This is a genomic window from Aquitalea magnusonii (genome assembly GCF_003202035.1).
GTDB classification, from domain to species: Bacteria; Pseudomonadota; Gammaproteobacteria; order Burkholderiales; family Chromobacteriaceae; genus Aquitalea; species Aquitalea magnusonii.
The window spans coordinates 112,600-129,777 of sequence record NZ_QJKC01000009.1; the positions used below are offsets into that span (position 1 = coordinate 112,600).

Consider the following 17,178-nt stretch of genomic DNA (forward strand, 5'->3'; position numbering starts at 1 on the left):
GAAGTCACGTGATCAGCGTCATGGCCCTGCCGGTTCAGGCAGGGCAGGCGCGACAACAAGAACATATCCGGCCCAGCCTGCGTGCATGCGGCGAGCTGACAATCAATAGAGACTGAAACCATGAGCATTCTGAATATCGTACCGGGCCAACTGACGCTGGCCGACCTGCGCCGCGTTTCACGTGAAACCGGCCTCAAGCTGCAACTGGACCCGTCCTGCCACGCCGGCATCGACGCTTCCGCCGCCACCGTGGCGCGTGTGCTGTCCGAAGGCCGCACCGCCTACGGCATCAACACCGGCTTTGGCCTGCTGGCCAATACCCGCATTGCACCGGACGAGCTGGAACTGCTGCAACGCTCCATCGTGCTGTCGCACGCCGCCGGTATTGGCGCGCCGATGGACGATTCCACCGTGCGTCTGGTGATGGCACTGAAAATCAACTCGCTGGCCCGTGGTTTCTCCGGCATTCGCCGTCAGGTGATCGAAGCGCTGGTCACACTGTTCAACCACGGCATCTACCCGGTGATTCCGCAAAAGGGTTCGGTGGGCGCCTCGGGCGACCTGGCTCCGCTGTCGCACATGAGCGCGGTGTTGATCGGCGAGGGCGAAGCCTTCGTCAACGGCCAGCGCGTACATGGCCGTGAGGCCATGCAGGCGGCCGGTCTGGAACCCATCACCCTGGCCCCGAAAGAGGGCCTGGCCCTGCTGAACGGCACGCAAGCGTCCACCGCCTTTGCGCTGGAAGGCCTGTTCGCAGCGGAAGACCTGTTTGCCTCCGCCGTGGTGGCCGGCTCGATGTCGGTGGAAGCCGCGCAGGGCAGCCGCACCCCGTTTGATGCGCGCATCCACGCCGTGCGCGGCCATGCCGGCCAGATCGACGCCGCCAGCGCCTACCGCGCGCTGCTGGAACACAGCGAAATCGAACACTCGCACGAAAACTGCGGCAAGGTGCAGGACCCGTACAGCCTGCGCTGCCAGCCGCAGGTGATGGGTGCCTGCCTGACGCAGATCCGCCACTCCGCCAGCGTGCTGCAAGTGGAAGCCAACTCGGTATCGGACAACCCGCTGGTGTTTGCCGACGACAACGACATCCTGTCCGGCGGCAACTTCCACGCCGAGCCGGTGGCCTTTGCCGCCGACAATCTGGCGCTGGCGCTGGCGGAAATCGGCTCGCTGTCCGAGCGCCGCATGGCACTGTTGATCGACAGCAACCTGTCCAAGCTGCCGCCCTTCCTGGTGAACAATGGCGGGGTGAACTCCGGCTTCATGATTGCCCAGGTCACCGGCGCGGCTCTGGCTTCGGAAAACAAATCGCTGGCGCACCCGGCCTCGGTGGACAGCCTGCCGACTTCGGCCAACCAGGAAGACCACGTGTCGATGGCCACCTTTGCCGGTCGCCGTCTGCGCGACATGGCCGGTAACACCGCCGGCATTCTTGCGGTGGAGCTGCTGGCTGCCTGCCAGGGTGTGGACTTCCGCGCCCCGCACAAGGCCAGCGCCAAGCTGGAAGAAGCCAAGGCCGAACTGCGTGCGCAGGTGCCGTTCTACGACAAGGACCGCTACTTCGCACCGGATATCGAGAAGGCCGCTGCGCTGGTGGCCAGCGGCAGTTACAACCGCTTTGTCGCGGCTGGCTTGCTGCCCTCTTTGTAAGCACGGCTAGTCATCAGGAGCTTGGCCCGGCACCGTGATGGTGGCCGGGCTTTTTTGCGTGTGCTGGTTTACAGCAGAAAGTAGCCCAGCAGGCCGGCCAGCAGCAGCGCCGGCAGGGAATACAGATGAAAGCGCAGCCAGATGCCGCGCTCTCCCGCCATGCGCAGGGCGATCAGATTGGCCAGCGAACCCAGCACACAGCCAAAGCCGCCGGCATTCACCGCATAGGCCAACACCTTGTAAGCACTGCTGTATTTCACCAGCAGGATGGTGGCAGGCACATTGCTGATCAACTGCGAAGCCAGCAGGGCGGTCAGGTACAGCCCGCCGCTATTCAGCCCGGCCACGGCGTCGGTCCAGTGGCGCAACAGCGGCAGCTGGGTGAGCAGGCGGATATCGACAAACATCAGCATGAACACGGCCAGCAGGCTCCAGTCCACCGCCAGCAACAGGGCCGGGCGCAGCAGGGCAATGCCGCCCAGCACCGCAGCCAGACCCCACAGCGCATGGCCGGATTCCAGCGCCACGATAAAGCCGCCATACAACATGGCGCAGCTCCATAGCAGCTGTGGCTGATAGCCGCTGGCGTCATCGTGCAGCTCGGTATGAAGGCGCTGGCCGGGAAACGCCAGTGCCGTGGCCAGTAACAGCAGCGCCATGCTGCCCAGTGCCAGCGGGGCCATCTGCCAGGTAAATGCAGTAAAGGACAGGCCGGACAGCTGCCACAGCAAGATGTTTTGCGGATTGCCAATCGGGGTGAGCAGCGAACCGGCATTCACCGCCAGCGCCTCGAAAATCACCAGCCGGCCAATGGGCAGCCCGGCCATGCCACGCAGGCCGAGGGTGAGCGGCACCACGATGAACAGCGCCACATCATTGGTGAGCACGGTGGACAGCAGGGCGGACATGGCCACCAGAAACAGCGCCAGCATCCGTTGGTTTGGCAGGCGGTTGATGATGAGGCGGCCCAGGTGGCCCAGATAGCCGCTGGACTCCACGCCCTTCGTCAGCAGCAGCAAGCCAGACAGGGTGGTGAGGGTGGGCCAGTCTATCCAGTGGATGAACTGACTGCTGGCCGCCGGCTGCGGCAGCCACAACAGCAACATCAGTAACAGCAGCACATGCAAGAGCCGGTCGCGCAGAAAGGGGCGCAACAGGGCAGGGAACAGCGGGCGGGGAAGGAAGGCAGACATGGCGGCAGCTTACGGGAAGGCTGCCGCCAGCAGCAAGGCGGCTGGGGCGAAACCGGCTCAGTCCTGTGCGCGCAGGTCGTCGCGCTTGATGGCCATGCCCATGGCAACAATCCAGGGAATCAGCAGCCAGCCGCCCAGGATATTGAGCAGGGCAATGGTTTTCAGGCGCGGGCTTTTCACCAGCCAGGCGGTAATGGTGGGAATCAGGTAGGCCGGCAGCATCACCAGCACATCGCCCAGCCACATGGCGGCGGTGACAAAATCCGGCTGGTTGGTGAAGGTGCCATACAGCCACAGCAGGAAGGCCAGAGCCAGCACGATGGCGCACAGGCCCTTGAGCAGATCGACAGTTTTCATGGCAGACAGGGTTGGTTCGGACAAGCGGCAAGAGTAATCACGGGCCGGGTGGTTTGGCAAACCGGCCGGTCAAATGTGCTGCAGAAAACCGTTCAGCTGGCGGTCAGCAGTTGTTCTACCCGCTGGCGCAGTGCGGGCAGGACCTCGGCGGCAAACCAGGGATTGCGCTGCAGCCAGGGATTATTGCGCGGGCTGGGGTGGGGCAGCGGCAAGATATGTGGCCAGCTGGCCTGCCAGTTGCGCACCGCTGTGGTGATATTGCCGGCATCCGGCAGATGCCAGGCCAGCGCATGCTGACCCAGTACCAGGGTCAGCTGCAGCGCGGGCAGCTGCTGCAGCAAGGGAACACGCCAGTGGGCGGCGCATTCCGGCCGTGGCGGCAGGTCGCCATGCGGGCCCGTGCCGGGATAGCAGAAACCCATGGGCAGAATGGCCACCAGCGTCGGGTCGTAAAACTGTGTGGCGTCCAGGCCCAGCCAGTCGCGCAGGCGGGCGCCACTGGCATCGTCAAACGGCAGGCCCGAGGCATGCACCTTGCGGCCGGGCGCCTGCCCGGCAATCAGCAGGCGGGCTGCCGGGTGCAGCTGCAGCACCGGGCGCGGGCCCAGGGGCAGCTGTGCCGCGCACAGCTGGCAATGGCGCACCTGATCAAGCAGGGTGATGTAGTCGGACATGTGGCTTGGCCGGTGAAGCAGTGCTGCTGTTTATGCGCCGCTGTGCGGTTACTGGCAAGTGGTTTTGCTTGCCGCACTGCCGTTCAGTGCGGGCGGCGTCCGCCCAGCTGGCTGATCAGCACGCTGGCCACGATCAGCGCCGCGCCGCTGATGGCCATGATGCCCAGTTGTTCGCCGGCCAGCGCACCCACCAGCCCGGCCCATACCGGCTCCATGGCATAGATGATGGTGGCGCGGGTGGCGGGGACGGTTTTCTGCGCCCAGTTCATGGCAATCTGGATGACGGCGGTGGCCAGCCCCATGCCCAGCAGGCTCAGCAGCAGGCCAGGCTGTGGCTGCGGGGCGGCTTCACCGCTGATCAGCCAGCCGCAGCCGGATAACAGGGCCACGGTCAGTAGCTGCACCACCGCCACCCGGCGGGGATGGCACTGGCCGGCAAAGCGTCCGACCAGGCTGATTTCCAGTGCGATCATGGCCGCGCCGGCCACGGTCAGCCATTCACCCGCACCGAAGCTGAAGTGCAGGCCACGCGGATCGGACAGCAGCACCAGCCCGGCGAAGGCGACGAGAATGCCCAGCCAGGCCGCCAACCTGGGGCGGTGGCGAAACAGCAGCAGCTGGAATAAGGGCACCAGCGGCACATACAGGCCGGTGAGAAAGGCCGACTTGCTGCTGGGAATCAGCTGCAGGCCGAGAGTCTGCAGGCTGTAGCTGCCAAACAGCACACTGCCCACCAGCAGGCCGGTCAATAGCTCGGTGCGGCGGATGCCGGCCAGCTCGCGCCAGCACAGCAGCATGGCAATCAGCCCGGCCACGGCAAAACGCAGGCCGACAAAGCCGAAGGGGCCGGCCCATTGCAGGGCGTGTTGTACCACCAGAAAGGTGAAGCCCCAGATCATGGTGACCACGATCAGCACCATGTCGGGCAGGTGGGAGTGGCGCGGTGGCAGGCTGGCGCTGGCGGTCAGGGTGGTCATGATGGCGGGTCGCAGATTGCTGGTGACTAGGTAAGTGCAATATAATGCACTTATTATCATCTGTGCAATATATTGCCCAATGCCATGAGCAACGGTTCGCTGGAAGTGATGCAGAATGTGTCGGCCAATCTGCGCCAGGCGCGGCAGCAGCAGGGCTACAGCCAGGAAAGGCTAGCCGAGCGCGCCGGCATCAGCCGCCGCATGCTGGTGAATATCGAGGCCGGGGAAAGCAATGCCAGCATTGCCACCGTGGACAAGCTGGCCTCGGCGCTGGGGCTGAGTTTTGCCGAGGTGGTGCGGCCGCCGCCGCTGGCGGACAAGGGGCCGGGCTTGCCCCTGCGCATCTGGCAGGGCGAGCGGGCGGACAGTCATGCCAGCTTGCTGGAGTCGCTGGCCATGCCGGGCATGACAATGGAGCTGTGGCGCTGGCAACTGGCGGCTGGTGACAGTTATCTGGCCGAGGCCGATGCGCCCGGCTGTCAGGAGCTGCTGTACGTACTGGCCGGACAGCTGCAATTGCAGTTACCGCTGCAACAGCAAACCCATGTGTTGCAAGCCGGGCAGTCCTTGGCCTTTGCATTGGATCAGCCATGCAGCTATCACAATCTGGGCGCGGAGCCCTGCACATTCACCAAGAGTGTGCTGATGGTGCCGCATCAGGATCAATGAAAAACGGCCCCGCAGGGCCGTTTCATCATGGTGCTGTCGGTGCTGACAGGTCTTACTTGGTGATGGACTTGCCGTAGGCTTCGGCAGCGCTGCGCATTTTCGGCAGCAGGGTTTTTTCGGCCGAGCCCAGCATGCTCTTCATGATGCCGTCGATCACCACCGGCTGCTGTTTCATCAGCTTCTGGCCGGCCGGTGTCTTGTAGAAGGCCACGATCTGCTGCATTTCGGCGGCAGAGAACTGGGCGCTGTAATTCTTGACCACTTCCTGTTCGAACTGCTTTTTCACTGCGGGCGAGTTGAAATAATCGGCAGCGCTCTTGTGCACGCCATCCGCGTAGCCCTTGAAGCCATCCTGGGCCTTTTTCTGCTGTTCCGGCGTCAGGTTGATCTTGTTCTTGACGAAATATTCCTGCAGCAGCGGGGCGGCCGAACCGGTGGTGCGGTTGGCCAGGTCGTTCGGCATATTGTTCAGGCCGATCACCTGGGCCAGTTCCTTGGCGGCGGCATCCTGTGCGGCGTCAGCATGGGCCAGCATGGGCAGGGTCAGCGCAATGGCGGCAATGGCGGTCTTGATCGGGCTAGCAGCAAACATGAGACATCCTTTTCGGCATGGGCATCAGATACACAAGGCAGGCAGTGTGACACCGCCAGCCTGCGTGGTCAAAGCAGCTTTGATGACCTGCCGGTGGGGACAGTTCCCCAGTGGTGCGGCGCGCTGACTCAGGCGGCGGCCTGGCGCTGGGCGCGGGCGCGTTCCAGCAAGGGCGGCAGCAAGGCCAGTCCTTCTTCCCATTGCTGATGGCCGGAGGCCACATTGATATGCCCGGCTTGCTGCAGCCAGGAGAGCGGGCTTTGCCAGTAGCCGGCCAGCCGCGCTGCGCGGGCCGGCTTGCAGAAGGGATCGTTGTCGCTGGCTACCACCCGGCTGACAAAGGGCAGCGGCTGGCGTGGCAACGGGGCGAAGGGCAGCAGTTCGCGCGGCACGAAGGGGCGCTCCACATCGGCCGGTGCCACCAGCAAGGCGCCGGCAATGCGCTGCGGGTGCCGGCGCGCATAGTGCGCCACGGTAATGCAGCCCAGGCTGTGGGCGATGACAATGGCCGGGCGGCGCGCTTGTGACAGCGCCTGGTCCAGCCCTTGCAGCCAGCTGTCCAGATCGGGCTGTTCCCAGTTGGCATTGTCCACCCGGATGGCGTTCAGCCGCTGCTGCCAATGGCTTTGCCAGTGGTCGGCACCACTTCCTTTCCAGCCGGGCTGGATGATGAAATCGAAATCGTCGGCAATGTGCGTCATGGCGCAGTCCTTATCCTGAAGCAGCCACTATAGGACAAACCGGATAGCGCAAAAAGTAATAAATAATTGTTTTTATATGCAATTGAGAAATTAACGGTGCGATCTTTATAGACTTAATTAGAATAACAGAATGAAAAACAATCATTTCTGGAACTAAACAAATCCTGATTACAGTGTGCTGCATAACAGCCCACCGACTCAGGAGCCACCCATGACTATCCGCACCAATCTGCAAGCGCTGGCAGCCGTGCTGCTGCTGGCGGTGACCCCGCTCAAGGCGGCCGAATTGCTCAATGTGTCTTACGACCCCACCCGCGAGCTGTACCAGGACGTGAACAAGGCCTTTGCCGAGCAATGGAAGAAAAAGACCGGCGAAGAGCTCACCATCAAGCAGTCGCACGGTGGTTCGGGCAAGCAGTCGCTGTCCATCCAGCATGGTCTGGCGGCTGATGTAGCCACGCTGGCCCTGGCTTACGACATCGATGTGCTGGCGGATGAGGGCCTGCTGCCGAAAAACTGGCAAACCCGCCTGCCGGACAATAGCTCGCCCTATACCTCCACCATCGTGTTCCTGGTGAAAAAGGGCAATCCGAAAGGGATCAAGGACTGGGGCGACCTGGTGCGCAATGATGTGCAGGTGATTACCCCGAACCCGAAAACCTCCGGCGGTGCCCGCTGGAACTATCTGGCGGCCTGGGGCTATGCCCTGAAGAAAAACGGCGGCAACGAGGCCAAGGCGCGTGCCTATGTCAGCGAACTGTACAAGCACGTACCGGTGCTGGATTCCGGTGCCCGTGGTGCCACGCTGACCTTTACCCAGCGCGGCCTGGGTGATGTGCTGCTGGCCTGGGAAAACGAAGCGGTGCTGGCCATCAAGGAAATGGGGCCGGACAAGTTCGACATCGTGACGCCGTCGATTTCCATTCTGGCCGAGCCGCCGGTGGCGGTGGTGGACAAGGTGGTGGACAAGAAGGGCACGCGCAAGCAGGCCGAGGCTTATCTGAAGTTCCTGTACACCCCGGAAGGCCAGACCATTGCTGCCGAAAACTACTATCGTCCGCGTGATCCCAAGATCGCGGCCAAGTACGCCAGCCAGTTTCCCAAGGTGAAGCTGTTCACCCTCAAGGAGGTGTTTGGCGACTGGCGCAGCACCCAGAAAAAGCACTTTGCCGATGGCGGTGTGTTCGACCAGCTCTACAGCAAAAAATAACAGCAGCGCCAGTCGCGCTGTGACAGACCACAGGCCGCACATGCGGCCTGTTTTCTTGCCGGCGTGGCCTTTAAAAACGGCAGCCTACGCGCGCCTGCCCGCTCGCGCTAGACTATGCCCTGCGTTTCATGTCACGGGGTGAGCGGTTGCATGCAGGTTTTTCACAGTCAGCACGGCGCGCTGCGCTATCACGATCTGCCCGGTCGCGGTGTGCCGCTGTTGTTCATCCATGGCCTGGGCTGTGCAGGCTCCAGCGACTTTCCCCGTGTGGCGGCCGATCCGGCGCTGGCCGGTCAGCGCTGTTTGCTGCTGGACTTGCTGGGCGCCGGCTTTTCCGACCGGCCGGATGACTTCGCCTATACCATCGCCGCCCATGCCGCAACGGTGGCCGACCTGCTCGATCATCTGGACCTGCCGCAGCTGCACATGGTCGGTCACAGCATGGGTGGGGCCGTGGCCATTGCCGCCAGCAGCCTGCGCCCGGACAAGGTGGCGCGGCTGCTATTGCTGGAGCCGAATCTGGATGCCGGCGGCGGTGTGTTCAGCCGCGCGCTGGCAGCCATGAGCGAAGACGCATTCATCCAGCGCGGCCAGCGCCGCCTGGCGCGGCTGGCCAGTTGCGAAGGCAGCCCGCTGTGGGCCGGCTCGCTGGCCGCCAGCCATGCGCCAGCGGTACACCGGGCGGCGGTGTCGCTGGTACAGGGGGGCGAACCTAGCTGGCGTAGCCAGTTATTGGCGCTGGGCATGCCACGCGATGTGGTGGTGGGCGAGCGCTCCTTGCCCCAGCCCGCGCTGACCCGCCTGGCGCAAGATGGTGTGAGCGTGCATGTGCTGGCTGATGCCGGCCATGCCATGAGTGAAGACAACCCTGCCGGCCTGGCTGCCTTGCTGGCCGCGATTCTGGAGCAAGATCATGTGGCGTGAATGTCGTGCTTACTGCCAAGCCCTGCTGCTGGCCCTCTGTCTGGTGCTGCCGGTACGCGCCGCCAGTTTGCCTGCCCCGCAGGAAGTCAGCATCCCCCTGCCCGGTGCCGGCCTGTTTGGCAGCACGCTGGACATGCCGGCCCTGCTGTACCGCCCCGCCGGGGATGGGCCGTTTCCGGTATTGCTGTTTTCCCACGGCCGGGCGGGCAGCGCGGCCGAGCGGCACCAGCTGAAATACCCGATGGGCCGCAGCCAGCTGGCGTACTGGCTGGGCAAGGGTTTCATCATCGTGGCGCCCATCCGGCCGGGCTATGGCAGCACTGGTGGTGGCGACCCGGAATATCACAGCGCCCACATGCTGGCGCCGGGCCAGTGCAGCGGTCAGCCTGATTTTCGTCATACCGCCGAGGCGGGCGGCGCGGCGGTGCAGGCCGCCATCCGCTGGATTGGCCAGCAGCCCTGGGGGGCGGGCCAGCCCATCGTGCTGGAAGGGCAGTCGGTAGGCGGTTTGCTCACGGTGGCGGTGGGCGCCACCACCCCGCCCGGGGTGATCGGCTATATCAATTTTGCCGGCGGTGCCGGGGGCAATCCGGAAAAATCACCGGGACAAAGCTGCGAGCCAGAACAGCTCACCCGCCTGTATGGCGAACTGGGCCGGCATACCACCCTGCCCAATCTGTGGATTTACGCCGAAAACGACCAGTACTGGGGGCCGGATGAACCGGTGGCCTGGCATCAGGCTTTTGCTGCGGGCGGTAGCCCGACGCGCTTTGTGCATGCCGCTGCGGTGCCGGATGGCGACGGCCATGGGCTGAGCCGCCACCCGGCAACCTTGTGGGCCGCACCGCTGGATGCCTTTTTGCAAGGCTTGCCAGCCGTGGCTGCGCGCTTGCATGGCGTTGCCACATCGCCCTGATGCTGGCGGGCAGAGCAGGGTAGCGTCAGAAAACAGCAAGCCGCCAGCGGAGGATTCCGTTGGCGGCTTTTTTCATGCGCGGTGGGCCAGCAGGCCGATCAGGGGTAGACGATGCGCAGCAGGTTGGTGGCCCCCGGTGTGCCAAAGGGAACGCCGGCAATGATCACCATCGGCTTGCCCTGTTCGGCCAGCCCCAGCTTGGTGGCGCAGAAGGTGGTTTTCACCACCATGTCTTCCAGGTTTTCCGCATCCGGGCCGTTATAGGCCACCACGCCCCATACCAGGGTCAGGCGGCGGGCGGTGTCCAGCCGCGGCGAGATGCCCATGATGGGGGTGTGCGGGCGTTCGCGCGCCAGCCGCAGGCAGGTGGAGCCGGAGGTGGTGAAGGCGGCGGAGACGGTCACCGGCAGGATGGAGGCCACCTTGCGCACGCAGGCGGCAATGGCATCGGCCTGACCGGGAGCCTCGGCCGCGCTGTAGTCCAGTGCCATCACGCGGCGGTAGTCCGGCGCCCCTTCCACGCGGCGGATCACCCGGTCCATGATCTGCACCGCTTCCACCGGGAAGGAACCGGCAGCAGTTTCGGCCGACAGCATCACCGCATCGGCTCCTTCATACACGGCGGTGGCCACGTCGTTGGCTTCGGCGCGGGTGGGGGTAGGCGCGGAAATCATCGATTCCAGCATCTGGGTGGCCACGATGACCGGACGGCCGAGATGGCGGCACTGGTGCACGATGCGGCGCTGTACCACCGGCACGTCTTCCGGTGGCAGTTCCACGCCCAGATCGCCACGGGCCACCATCACCGCATCGGCCAGTTCGGCAATTTCATCCAGCTGGTCGACGGCAGAGGGTTTTTCGATCTTCACCACAATGCCCACGCTGTTACCGATCATCTGGCGCAGTTCGCGTACGTCTTCGGCGGTTTGCACAAAGGACAGGGCAATCCAGTCGGCGCCTTCCTGCAGCGCGAATTCGGCATCCTTGCGGTCTTTCGGGGTGATGGCCGACAGCGGCAGGATGGTTTGCGGCAGGTTGAAGCCCTTGCGGTCGGACAGCTCGCCGCCCACCGCCACCGTGGTGTGGATCACCCGGTCCTGCACGCGTTCCACGTGAAACGACAGCTTGCCGTCATTCACCAGGATGTGATGGCCGTGTTCCAGCGCGGCAAAGGCTTCCGGGTGGGGCAGGGTGACCTGCTCGGCATCGCCGTCCACCTGGTCCAGCACAAAGCGGTAGGGCTGGCCGGTGTGTACGGTGACCGGCCCCTGCGGGAAGGTGCCAATGCGCAGCTTGGGGCCTTGCAGATCCACCAGCACGCCGATGGGGCGGCCCATTGCCGTTTCGGCGGCGCGGATGGCGGCCAGGCGGGCGCGGTGGTCGTCGTGGCTGCCGTGGCTCATATTGAGCCGGAACACATTCACCCCGGCGCGAGCCAGCGCCAGGATCTGCTGCGGGCTGCTGGAGGCCGGTCCCAGCGTGGCGAGAATCTTGGTATTGCGGAGCATGTCTTGGTCCTTGTCGATGCCCGGCCAGTGCTGCCGGCGGGCGTGAGGTGTTGTCCGGTGCGCCTGATCTGCAGGCTAGTTGCCTGTCAGGGTCTCTTTGTTTCCGCATCATGCTGCCACATCCGCGCTGTAGTGGCTGCGCTACCTTGCCGGCACTTGGTCTGGGTGTTGCCGTCTTGCCAGTAGACAAATTTTCCGGGTGCGCTTAATGCGCGTTTTGCTTGCGCAGCCGTCGCATGGTGTTGTTATTTTGCCTCGTCCGGCAAAACGGCTGGTTTGCTGCAAAGCAAGAAAGGCGCAAATCCTTGTAGTGCAGTGCTTACAGACCATAGTCATTTGCGATATCGTGCGCTGCAAAACGGCCAGGTGGCCGTAGGCGGCTGGTCGGATTTCCGCAAACTGCGAAAGTTTTATGCGTGTTGATTGACAGCTGAATCGTGACAACTAGAATGGGCCGAAAATAAAACGAACAATATAAATACAAAAAACAACATAACAAAGATTGCTGCCTCACTTTCCTGGCCTGTCAGGCGGGAGTGTTCGAGGTGATGCCGTCAACACCAGTCAGCAAAAAAGCGCTCGGCCTGCAACGGCCCTTTGGATTGCAAAGGAGACACCTCACATGAAAAACCAGTTCATCCTGGCTCTGGACCAGGGAACCACCAGTTCCCGCGCCATTCTGTTCAATCAGGCGGGCGACATCGTTTCGCTGGCACAAAAGGAATTCCGTCAGATCTACCCCCAGCCGGGCTGGGTGGAGCACGACCCGCAGGAGATCTGGGGTGGTCAGGCCGGCGTCGCGGCCGAAGCCGTGGCCAAGGCCGGTATCGATGGCCGCAGCATTGCCGCCATCGGCATTACCAACCAGCGCGAAACCACCATCGTGTGGGACCGTGAAACCAGCCTGCCGGTATACAACGCCATCGTCTGGCAAGACCGCCGCACCGCGGAATTTTGCGATCAGCTGAAAGAGCGCGGCCTGGCCGACGCCATCCGCAACAAGACCGGCCTGCCGGTGGATGCCTATTTCTCCGGCAGCAAGATCAAGTGGATTCTGGACAATGTGCCGGGTGCGCGTGCCCGCGCCGAAGCCGGCAAGCTGGCCTTTGGTACGGTAGATAGCTGGCTGATCTGGAACTTCACCCACGGCAAGGTACACGTTACCGACGTATCCAATGCCTCGCGCACCATGCTGTACAACATCCACAGCCAGCAGTGGGATGCCGAGCTGCTGGACATCATGGGCATCCCGGCCAGCATGCTGCCGGAGGTGAAAAGCTCCAGCGAAGTGTATGGCCACACCCATGCCGCCCATCTGGGCGTGGAAATCCCGATTGCCGGCGTGGCCGGCGACCAGCAGGCGGCGCTGTTCGGCCAGCAGTGCACCCGTCCGGGCATGGTGAAGAACACCTACGGCACTGGCTGCTTCATGATGATGAATACCGGCAGCAAGCCGATCGAATCCTCCAACAATCTGCTGACCACCATTGCCTGGAAGCTGGATGGCCAGGTGCAGTACGCGCTGGAAGGCTCCATTTTCATTGGCGGCGCGGTGGTGAAATGGCTGCGTGACGGCCTGGGCATCATCCGCCATTCGGCCGATGTCGGCCCGCTGGCGCAGGAAGTGGACAGCAGCGATGGCGTGTATCTGGTACCGGCCTTTGCCGGGCTGGGTGCGCCGCACTGGCAGCAAAATGCCCGCGGCACCATTGTCGGTGCCACGCTGGGCACCAAGGCCGCGCATATCGCCCGCGCCGCGCTGGACAGCATTGCCTACCAGACCATGGACGTGCTCAAGGCCATGGAAGCCGATGCCGGCATGGCCATTGCCGAGCTGCGCGTGGATGGTGGTGCCACCGTCAACGAACTGCTGATGCAGTTCCAGTCCGACATCCTCGGCGTGGATGTGGTGCGCCCGAAAATCACCGAAACCACCGCGCTGGGAGCCGCTTATCTGGCGGGCCTGGCCGTGGGTTACTGGGATGGCGTGGCGGATATCCAGGGCCAGTGGCAGCTGGATCGTCGCTTCCAGCAGAACATGGCTGCCGAACAGGTAGCGGACAATGTCCGCGGCTGGAACCGCGCCGTCAACGCCGCCAAGGCCTGGGCTGAATCCTGAGTCGCAAACCGACCGCCTTGTCCCGCCGCCGCCTTGCCCGGGCGGACGGTGGGCCGGATGCACAGTCCGGCGGTTGTCTTGCTTCATTTTCCTGAGTGTCCACCAGGCAGCCGGCATGGCGATATAGGTGTCGTCAGCGGTCTGCTGCGGTGGTAGCAGCGTCGGGGAGAGCAGCTGTCTGCCAATGTAGCGGACGGTAGCGGGAGCCCTGGCGCGGAGACAAAACCATGAATCCTTTGTTTGGTGAATTTATCGGAACCGCCCTGCTGGTGTTGCTGGGCAATGGCGTGGTGGCCAATGTGCTGCTGAACAATACCAAGGGCCATAACAGCGGCCTGATCGTGATTGCCTTTGGCTGGGCCATGGCGGTGTTTGTCGGGGTATTCAGCGTGGCCGCCATCAGCGGTGCCCACCTGAACCCGGCAGTGACCGTGGCGCTGGCGGTGGCTGGCAAGTTTGAATGGGCCCGTGTACCCGGCTATGTGCTGGCGCAGATGCTGGGCGGCATGATGGGGGCGCTGCTGGTGTGGGTGATGTACCGCAAGCACTACGAAACCACCGAATGTGCCGATTTGAAGCTGGCCACCTTCTGCACCGGCCCGGCCATCCGCAGCCTGCCGGGCAACCTGTTGTCCGAGGTGCTGGCCACCTTTGTGCTGGTGTTTGCCATCCTCAGCATGGTGGCGCCCAAGATGTCGCTGGGGGCGATGGATGCCCTGCCGGTGGCGCTGCTGGTGCTGGGCATCGGGGTGTCGCTGGGCGGTACCACCGGCTATGCCATGAGCCCGGCGCGCGATCTGGCACCGCGCATCATGCATGCCCTGCTGCCCATTCCCGGCAAGCGCTCCAGCGACTGGGGCTATGCCTGGGTGCCGGTAGTGGGTTCCTTGCTGGGTGCCACCCTGGCGGCGGTGACCTACACCCATCTGTGATTTTGCTTTGCTCCTGGTCGCCCCGGAGGTTCGGGGCCGGCAAGCCACCTGCGGGTGGCTTTTTTTATGTGCAGTTCCTGCCCGTGACCGGGTGTTCTGCCGCTGCCGGCAGGGCAGGGGGAAGAAGGCGGCGCCGGCGCCTGGCGGCGGCGAGCAAACAATATTGTGGTCTATACGCACATTGCAGCGCACAAAACGAAAACAAACGAACATTTTGTGTTGAATTTGTATTCGTATGACTCTATGCTAAGCAGCATCAACAAGCAGAATCCGCCTTCTTGCCCTGTAGCGACAGGCGCAGGCCGGATGCAGACAAGACCGAGGATTGCACTGTGAAACTCTATGACCTGATGGTGATTGGCGGCGGCATCAATGGCACCGGCATTGCCCGCGATGCGGCAGGGCGCGGCTTGTCCGTGCTGCTGTGTGAAAAGGACGACCTGGCCTCGCACACCTCGTCGGCCAGCACCAAGCTGATCCATGGCGGCCTGCGCTATCTGGAGTATTACGAATTCGGCCTGGTGCGCAAGGCGCTGCAGGAGCGCGAAGTGCTGCTCAAGGCTGCACCGCACATCATCTGGCCGCTGCGTTTTGTCATGCCGCATGACAGCAGCCAGCGCCCGGAATGGATGATCCGCTGCGGCCTGTTTCTGTACGATCACCTGGCGCGGCGTGAAGTATTGCCCGGCTCGGAAACCATCAGCTTTGCCAGCCATCCGTCCGGCGCGCCGCTGCAGGCCGCTTTCAAGCGTGGTTTTGTCTATTCCGATGGCTGGGTGCAGGATGCGCGGCTGGTGGTGCTCAATGCCATGGCCGCCGCCGAACACGGTGCGCGCATCGTCACCCGCACCGCCTGTGTGGCGGCGCGGCGCGAGGGCGAGCGCTGGATCTGTACCTTGCAGCATAGCGACGGCCAGCGCGAGCAGGTAGCGGCGCGTGCCGTGGTCAATGCCGCCGGCCCCTGGGTGGAAAGCCTGCTGCAAGACACCCTGCAGCTGCCATCGCCCAAGTCCATCCGTCTGGTCAAGGGCAGCCACATCGTGGTGAACAAGCTGTTCGATCACCCCTATGCCTATATTTTCCAGAATCCGGACAAGCGCATCATTTTCGCCATCCCCTATGAAAACGACTTCACCCTGATCGGCACCACCGATGTGGAATACCACGGCGACCCCGGTGCCGTGGCCATCGATGCGGACGAGGTGGATTATCTGTGCCGCATGAGCAATCGCTATTTCAACAGCCAGATCGGCCCGGATGATGTGCTGAGCACCTATTCCGGCGTGCGCCCGCTGCTGGACGACGATGCCAGCAATGCCTCCAGCGTGACGCGTGATTATTCACTGGAGCTGGACAGTGCCGGTGCGCCAATGCTGTCGGTGTTTGGCGGCAAGATCACCACCTACCGCAAGCTGGCGGAAGAAGCAGTAGACCGACTGGCCCCGCTGCTGGGCAATCACCAGCCCACCTGGACGGCCGGCGTGCCCTTGCCCGGTGGCGACATGCCAAACGCCGACGCGGCGGCTTTCCTGGCGGCCAGCCAGCAGCGCTATCCCTGGCTGCCGACCGCGCTGTTGCAGCGCTATGTGAAAAGCTATGGCACGCGCCTGGCCACGCTGATCGGCAGTGCCCGCAGCCTGAGCGAGCTGGGGGCGGAAATCCTGCCCGGCGTGTATGAGGCCGAGCTGAGCTATCTGGTGGATCAGGAATGGGCGCTCACGGCAGAGGACATCCTGTGGCGGCGCAGCAAGCTGCGGCTGCATTTGCCGGCTACTGCCGGCGCCATCCTGGATGGCTGGCTGGCGCAGTACCGTGCCGGCGCTGGCTTGCGTCAGCCTGAGCGGCTGGTTGCCGGCACCCAGCCGGGCTGAGTGATCGCGTTTGTTGTTGGCGTATCTTGTTGTATCGGGGCTTGCTCCCGTCTCCTCCCCTGGCCCCACCCTTGTCGGTGGGGCATTTTTTTGTAGCAGCCTGCACGCAGCCCCTTGCCATGCCGCTACCATGGGCACATGCCCCATCAAGACGACCTGCTGCTGGAGCTGCGCAGCTACCAGCAGGAAAGCCGGCAGCACCAGCATGATTACCATCAGCTGGTGCTGCCGGTGCGTGGCTGCCTGGAGCTGGATGTGGCCGGCCGTGGCGGCCTGGTGCAGGCCGGCCAGCTGGCGGTGATCGCTGCGGGCAGCGGCCACGGCTTTGCTGCGCCCGGCGACAATGCCTTTGTGGTGGCCAATGTGCCGGCGGCGCTGGCGCCGCAATTGGCGCAGCTGCCGGCTTTCCTGCCGCTGGATGCCGGCCTGCTGGCCTATGTCGCCTTTTTGCGCGAGGAGCTGCAACGGCCACAGGCCGCTGTGGCCGGACGGCGGCAGATGTTGCTGCTGCTGACGCAATTGCTGGCCGAACGGGCCGGCGCTGCCTTGCAGCTGGACCGGCGGGTGGCGGCGGCGCGCGCGCTGCTGGATGCGCGCTTTGCCGAAGACATCAGCCTGGCGCAGCTGGCGGCGGCCGCGCATCTGAGCGTGCGCCAGCTGTCCGAGCTGTTCCGCCGCCAGCTGGGCATGAGCCCCGGCCAATACCAGCTGGAGCAGCGCATGCAGCATGGCTGGCTGTTGCTGGAGCAGGGCTGTTTGCCGGTACAGCAGGTGGCCGAGCACTGCGGCTATGCCAGCCTGTCCGCCTTTAGCGACCGCTTCCGCCGTCATTTCGGTATCGCGCCCAGCCACTTCCGCCAGCACGGCAAATAAGCCCGCCAG

Annotated in this window: 16 protein-coding genes; 9 read left to right on the plus strand and 7 right to left on the minus strand. The window is 63.8% G+C overall.

Annotation, left to right across the window (positions count from 1 at the left end; translation table 11 throughout):
- The first annotated feature begins 120 nt into the window (after positions 1-120).
- Positions 121-1,653 carry a histidine ammonia-lyase gene (gene hutH, locus DFR38_RS11285; protein ID WP_059286747.1) on the plus strand — a complete coding sequence of 511 codons (1,533 nt, stop codon included), beginning with the start codon at positions 121-123 and terminating at the stop codon, positions 1,651-1,653.
- 68 nt (positions 1,654-1,721) lie between these two features.
- Here hutH and DFR38_RS11290 read toward each other — a convergent pair whose 3' ends face one another.
- The 4 genes from DFR38_RS11290 to DFR38_RS11305 all read right to left on the minus strand — a co-directional run bounded on the left by DFR38_RS11290 (position 1,722) and on the right by DFR38_RS11305 (position 4,854).
- A complete protein-coding gene (locus DFR38_RS11290) occupies positions 1,722-2,846 on the minus strand; it encodes an SLC13 family permease (protein WP_059286746.1) in 1,125 nt (374 codons plus the stop codon).
- Positions 2,847-2,903: 57 nt separating this feature from the next.
- Positions 2,904-3,203: a superinfection immunity protein gene (locus DFR38_RS11295; RefSeq protein WP_059286745.1), complete on the minus strand. Its 300-nt coding sequence runs from the start codon at positions 3,201-3,203 to the stop codon at positions 2,904-2,906.
- 92 nt (positions 3,204-3,295) lie between these two features.
- The gene (locus DFR38_RS11300; RefSeq protein ID WP_110313405.1) at positions 3,296-3,877 is read right to left on the minus strand and encodes a uracil-DNA glycosylase family protein; all 582 of its coding nucleotides are present in this window, start codon (positions 3,875-3,877) and stop codon (positions 3,296-3,298) included.
- Between the two features lie 83 nt (positions 3,878-3,960).
- On the minus strand, positions 3,961-4,854 hold the full coding sequence (locus DFR38_RS11305) for a DMT family transporter (protein ID WP_059287584.1): 894 nt from the start codon (positions 4,852-4,854) through the stop codon (positions 3,961-3,963).
- 84 nt (positions 4,855-4,938) lie between these two features.
- On the opposite strand from DFR38_RS11305, the gene DFR38_RS11310 reads away from it, so the two are divergent.
- Positions 4,939-5,523, plus strand: a complete 585-nt coding sequence (locus tag DFR38_RS11310; RefSeq protein ID WP_110313406.1) for a helix-turn-helix domain-containing protein — start codon at positions 4,939-4,941, stop codon at positions 5,521-5,523.
- 52 nt (positions 5,524-5,575) lie between these two features.
- Here DFR38_RS11310 and DFR38_RS11315 read toward each other — a convergent pair whose 3' ends face one another.
- Both DFR38_RS11315 and DFR38_RS11320 read right to left on the minus strand, forming a co-directional pair.
- Positions 5,576-6,115 (minus strand): DUF2059 domain-containing protein, encoded by a 540-nt coding sequence (locus DFR38_RS11315; protein ID WP_059287585.1) that lies wholly within the window; start codon positions 6,113-6,115, stop codon positions 5,576-5,578.
- Positions 6,116-6,243: 128 nt separating this feature from the next.
- Positions 6,244-6,816 carry an RBBP9/YdeN family alpha/beta hydrolase gene (locus tag DFR38_RS11320; RefSeq protein ID WP_110313407.1) on the minus strand — a complete coding sequence of 191 codons (573 nt, stop codon included), beginning with the start codon at positions 6,814-6,816 and terminating at the stop codon, positions 6,244-6,246.
- A 211-nt stretch (positions 6,817-7,027) separates the two neighbouring features.
- Between DFR38_RS11320 and DFR38_RS11325 the strand changes: the two genes are divergently transcribed.
- From DFR38_RS11325 to DFR38_RS11335, 3 genes are all read left to right on the plus strand, one after another.
- Positions 7,028-8,026: a sulfate ABC transporter substrate-binding protein gene (locus tag DFR38_RS11325; protein WP_059287549.1), complete on the plus strand. Its 999-nt coding sequence runs from the start codon at positions 7,028-7,030 to the stop codon at positions 8,024-8,026.
- 150 nt (positions 8,027-8,176) lie between these two features.
- Positions 8,177-8,950, plus strand: a complete 774-nt coding sequence (locus DFR38_RS11330; RefSeq protein ID WP_110313408.1) for an alpha/beta fold hydrolase — start codon at positions 8,177-8,179, stop codon at positions 8,948-8,950.
- Positions 8,940-9,866 (plus strand): dienelactone hydrolase family protein, encoded by a 927-nt coding sequence (locus DFR38_RS11335; protein ID WP_110313409.1) that lies wholly within the window; start codon positions 8,940-8,942, stop codon positions 9,864-9,866. The genes DFR38_RS11330 and DFR38_RS11335 overlap by 11 nt, the downstream gene beginning before the upstream one ends.
- Before the next feature lie 98 nt (positions 9,867-9,964).
- Here the strand turns inward: DFR38_RS11335 and pyk are convergent, their stop codons facing one another.
- Complete coding sequence (gene pyk / locus DFR38_RS11340; RefSeq protein ID WP_110313410.1) at positions 9,965-11,374, minus strand: pyruvate kinase; 1,410 nt, start codon at positions 11,372-11,374, stop codon at positions 9,965-9,967.
- A 622-nt stretch (positions 11,375-11,996) separates the two neighbouring features.
- Here pyk and glpK point away from each other — a divergent pair.
- The 4 genes from glpK (at position 11,997) to DFR38_RS11360 (ending at position 17,169) form a co-directional block, all read left to right on the plus strand.
- Positions 11,997-13,493, plus strand: a complete 1,497-nt coding sequence (gene glpK, locus DFR38_RS11345; RefSeq protein ID WP_110313411.1) for a glycerol kinase GlpK — start codon at positions 11,997-11,999, stop codon at positions 13,491-13,493.
- A 227-nt stretch (positions 13,494-13,720) separates the two neighbouring features.
- Entirely contained in the window at positions 13,721-14,425 is a 705-nt protein-coding gene (locus DFR38_RS11350) for an MIP/aquaporin family protein (protein ID WP_059287481.1), read from the plus strand.
- Between the two features lie 332 nt (positions 14,426-14,757).
- Positions 14,758-16,296 carry a glycerol-3-phosphate dehydrogenase gene (glpD, locus tag DFR38_RS11355; protein ID WP_211310753.1) on the plus strand — a complete coding sequence of 513 codons (1,539 nt, stop codon included), beginning with the start codon at positions 14,758-14,760 and terminating at the stop codon, positions 16,294-16,296.
- Between the two features lie 138 nt (positions 16,297-16,434).
- Entirely contained in the window at positions 16,435-17,169 is a 735-nt protein-coding gene (locus tag DFR38_RS11360) for an AraC family transcriptional regulator (protein ID WP_110313412.1), read from the plus strand.
- Positions 17,170-17,178 lie beyond the last annotated feature (9 nt).

Excerpts from the sequence above, each read along its gene's own strand:
- hutH (WP_059286747.1), top strand. The coding sequence starts at position 121 with ATGAGCATTCTGAATATCGTACCGGGCCAACTGACGCTGGCCGACCTG.
- DFR38_RS11290 (WP_059286746.1), bottom strand. The coding sequence starts at position 2,846 with ATGTCTGCCTTCCTTCCCCGCCCGCTGTTCCCTGCCCTGTTGCGCCCC.
- DFR38_RS11295 (WP_059286745.1), bottom strand. The coding sequence starts at position 3,203 with ATGAAAACTGTCGATCTGCTCAAGGGCCTGTGCGCCATCGTGCTGGCT.
- DFR38_RS11300 (WP_110313405.1), bottom strand. The coding sequence starts at position 3,877 with ATGTCCGACTACATCACCCTGCTTGATCAGGTGCGCCATTGCCAGCTG.
- DFR38_RS11305 (WP_059287584.1), bottom strand. The coding sequence starts at position 4,854 with ATGACCACCCTGACCGCCAGCGCCAGCCTGCCACCGCGCCACTCCCAC.
- DFR38_RS11310 (WP_110313406.1), top strand. The coding sequence starts at position 4,939 with ATGAGCAACGGTTCGCTGGAAGTGATGCAGAATGTGTCGGCCAATCTG.
- DFR38_RS11315 (WP_059287585.1), bottom strand. The coding sequence starts at position 6,115 with ATGTTTGCTGCTAGCCCGATCAAGACCGCCATTGCCGCCATTGCGCTG.
- DFR38_RS11320 (WP_110313407.1), bottom strand. The coding sequence starts at position 6,816 with ATGACGCACATTGCCGACGATTTCGATTTCATCATCCAGCCCGGCTGG.
- DFR38_RS11325 (WP_059287549.1), top strand. The coding sequence starts at position 7,028 with ATGACTATCCGCACCAATCTGCAAGCGCTGGCAGCCGTGCTGCTGCTG.
- DFR38_RS11330 (WP_110313408.1), top strand. The coding sequence starts at position 8,177 with ATGCAGGTTTTTCACAGTCAGCACGGCGCGCTGCGCTATCACGATCTG.
- DFR38_RS11335 (WP_110313409.1), top strand. The coding sequence starts at position 8,940 with ATGTGGCGTGAATGTCGTGCTTACTGCCAAGCCCTGCTGCTGGCCCTC.
- pyk (WP_110313410.1), bottom strand. The coding sequence starts at position 11,374 with ATGCTCCGCAATACCAAGATTCTCGCCACGCTGGGACCGGCCTCCAGC.
- glpK (WP_110313411.1), top strand. The coding sequence starts at position 11,997 with ATGAAAAACCAGTTCATCCTGGCTCTGGACCAGGGAACCACCAGTTCC.
- DFR38_RS11350 (WP_059287481.1), top strand. The coding sequence starts at position 13,721 with ATGAATCCTTTGTTTGGTGAATTTATCGGAACCGCCCTGCTGGTGTTG.
- DFR38_RS11360 (WP_110313412.1), top strand. The coding sequence starts at position 16,435 with ATGCCCCATCAAGACGACCTGCTGCTGGAGCTGCGCAGCTACCAGCAG.